At 61.6% G+C, this 3,295-nt stretch carries 2 protein-coding genes; both read right to left on the bottom strand.

Annotation, left to right across the window (positions count from 1 at the left end):
• Positions 1-1,034: 1,034 nt before the first annotated feature.
• Positions 1,035-1,697 (bottom strand): SMC-Scp complex subunit ScpB, encoded by a 663-nt coding sequence (locus EN994_RS23780; protein ID WP_063169436.1) that lies wholly within the window; start codon positions 1,695-1,697, stop codon positions 1,035-1,037.
• A 2-nt stretch (positions 1,698-1,699) separates the two neighbouring features.
• A complete protein-coding gene (locus EN994_RS23775) occupies positions 1,700-2,656 on the bottom strand; it encodes a DUF1403 family protein (RefSeq protein ID WP_063169437.1) in 957 nt (318 codons plus the stop codon).
• Positions 2,657-3,295 lie beyond the last annotated feature (639 nt).

Raw genomic sequence — 3,295 nt, 5'->3', positions numbered from 1 at the left:
ACGCAGCGGTGTGAGACGGGCATTCTTGTGGATGTTCATTCGGACCCTCCGATGGATGCTGAAGCGTGGTAACTCCAGTCTCCTCGGTCCGGTCCGAATGGACAACCTCTCGAAAGCTCACACCTAGAACTCCTCTTGAAAGCGTATCTAGCTTCAAAGGGCGTGTCGAAACGCGGTCTCCGGCTCGGCTTCGGTCACAAGATCGAGGACATTTACGAAGCCGCAGTGGCCCTAGGAATGCCGCCGATTGGGAACGTGAAGATGATTGCCAACAACCTTGACCTGATGAATTCTCAGCAAGATTTTAGGTACCCGTCGGGGTACAAGCTGAATGTCCCGCCGCCGAGCTTCTGCCGAGAAACGTATAACGCTCTCCACACAGCGATCGAGCCGAGGATCCCCACCGAGGTACTGAAAGCCAACCTCAAATTTCATTGGGATTTTCGGGGGAAGACTGTCATTTGGAAGGACGAATAGCCCGAGGATGATCTTCCCCATCTACGTTGGCGTTCTTATGGCGCTGCTGTCAGCATCCGCCATTGGCGGTGGCGGCAAGGCGATCTTGTTGGGATGGCCGCCTCGCTGACAATGGCCGGGATGGGCACTCGCCGGCTGGCTAGGTTCTTAGCAGGCCATAGCCGGCTGTCTGGTGGAGATCGTCTTTCAGGGCTTTGATCGTCTGTGAAAGGTCGCGAACCTTGTCCATCAGCGTCTGAATGGTCGCCCCGATGGGCTGGATCTTAACGCCTCAATCGTCGCGAGAAGCTCAAGGTAGACGTGGTTCAATTGAACTTTCTCCCTTCGAGAGCTCTCAATGGTGATCGACATGTGCGACCAGGCTCGATCAATTGCCTGTTCGCTTATCCTTCATCGACAAGCGGACGCGTGCCGCCACCTCCCTTCCGTCACGCGAAGGACCCAGCCGGCGAGACCAGACGGCGTGCGTGGCGCAATCTTCTATGTGACGAGCGGCGAGATCGCGTGTGTCCCGCCGTGATGGGATCATCTATTCGTCGAGCGCGGCGCTGGCGCCATCATCGTCGATATCTGCAAACCCTGGGATGATCCAGCAGCTTCTCCTTCGACAGCAGCCCGGCGTCCTCGAGCGCCTCGAAATCCGGCAGCTGGCGCAGCGTGTCGAGCCCGAACTGCGACAGAAAAGTTTTGGTCGTCACATAGGTGTAGGGCGCGCCCGGCTGCGGGCTGCGCGGCCCCGAGGCGACCAGCTGCTCAGCGCGCAGCACGCCGATCAGGTCACGTGACACCTCCTTGCCGAAAAAGCTCGACAGCTCGCCACGGGTGATCGGCTGGAAATAGGCAATGCACATCAAGACAAGCGCCTCCGCCTGCGACAGTTCTTTTGCTCCCTCGCCCGCTGCCGTGCCGAAGGCTGCGTGAATGGCGTCGCCAAAAACCTTTTTGGTCCGGTGCTGCCAGCCGCCGGCGACCGCGACCAGCTCGTAAGGGCGGCCGGCGAGTTCGGCGCGAATGTCGTCGATGATCAGCTCGATATTGCAGTTTTTTCCCACCACCCGCGCGAGGACACTACGTGTCACCGGTTCATTTGCCGCAAAGATCACCGCTTCGACGCGGGCCATCCATTCGCACCAGCGCAGCTCCGGCGGCAGATGTTCCAGTTCGGTGTCGAGCAGCGCCGGCTGATCGTTTGGCTTGCGGCGGGCGGACGCTTCGCTCATCGCTACAGCCCGAACAGCCGGAATGTGGGGCGGCCGGAGAGCTCGCGCACGACCTCCAGTTGCTGCAGCCGTTCGAACAGCCGTCGCGATGCAAAGCGCGACAGATTGTCCGTCGTCAGCGATCCGGACACGGCGTCTTCACTGAGCAGCAGAAAGATTACGTCGCCGGCGCCTTTGGCGCGCAGTTTCGGCGCCACCGCCAGGAGTTTTTCGGCCCGGCGCGACAGCTCGGCGGCCAACCGACAAGCGTCCGCGGCGGCCGCGACGAGCGCGATGCAAACCGCCCGCTCAAAATTCTTGTCCCCGGGCCGGATGCGCCGGCCACCGCCGGCCTCGGTGCGGAAAGATGGTCCAAAACCCTGCGCCATTAGGAGCGGCAGGGGCTGCGGCCAGCCCAGGCGTTGCGCCAGTACCAGGTCGGCGAGCCACCAGCCAAAGACTTCGGCATCGGGACGCATGGCGACGACCTCAGCGGCGATCGCCGCGGCGTCGAATGGCGCCGACCGCTGGGATACCCCGAGTTTTTCGATCTGCGTGCAAAGGTCGGCGAGCGCGGCGCCGTCCCAATGGAGGCCAAGCTGGTCGAGTATCTTCCCGAGCCGGCCGGGCGTAGCGGCGGGCGGCTGCCTGGCCAACTGCCGCCAGGCGCCAAAGACGGCGCCTGCGGGACCGGGGTCAGCACGTAGGGGACGCAAATGCCAGGCATCGCGCAAGGCGGCCGCATCCTCGGCGCGGCCGGCGAGCCGCATGCTGGAGGCGGCGCAGCGAACCGCCAGCCGCTGCCGCCAAGCGCCGGCCCAGGCTGCCTGCGCGCGGGCGAGCGTGTCGAGGGCACCCAGGGCGGCGCCGGCCCGGAAGGCGGCGTCGCCGTCACTCGGCGCGCCGGCGCTTGTGATCGCCCACGCGGGAACGGAGGGCGGCGCAGAGGAGCTGGCGGTCGCGGGATCGAGGCGAATCATAATTTGGAGAGTAAAGTGCCGGTGCGCTTTTCGCCATGATTTTCGTGCCAAAACGCACAGCCTGTCGGATCAGCACAACGACTGATAGTGTTGCATTATCAATCTCTTCACGAGTTCGTCCCTGCTAAGCCATTTGGCCAACAAGTAAGTCTCGACAGGGCACCTTTTTGCGCAGCCGGACGAAACTCCGTTCGGAAATGTGCCGGCTCGCGGCGTAGGAGCCTGCTCAGGTTCAGATGTCATGAAGGCATCTAACGCCCGATCTGCCGCGCAACTTCGGTCCCATATTCATTGCCGACGGGGTATCTGAGGGCGACGTTTTTTGCGGGTTTTTCCTGGTCGGCTTTGGAGGTGATGCTGGCGCCGATTGTCACAGGCTACTTCACTATCTGTTCCTTGACCGATGAGATCTTTTGCGCTGCGGCGCTCCCGTCTTTGCTGTGGGTCACCTTCTGACCCAAGCCCCAACGTACACACGCGGGAGTGTCCTACAAGCCATCGGTTTCGACAGATCGGATGGATTGGGCAGGCGAGCCCAAAAGCTGCGAGCTTAGAGCGGTTATAAATCGTAGTTGTAGCTGTGTAACAAACTGTGTAACAAAAAGCGCGAAAAGACTAGTATTTTCAGTATCATAGAGG

The sequence above is a fragment of the Mesorhizobium sp. M7A.F.Ca.CA.002.09.1.1 genome, assembly GCF_003998555.1.
Taxonomy (GTDB): Bacteria; Pseudomonadota; Alphaproteobacteria; order Rhizobiales; family Rhizobiaceae; genus Mesorhizobium; species Mesorhizobium ciceri.
This window is presented reverse-complemented; position numbering and strand designations above follow the sequence as displayed.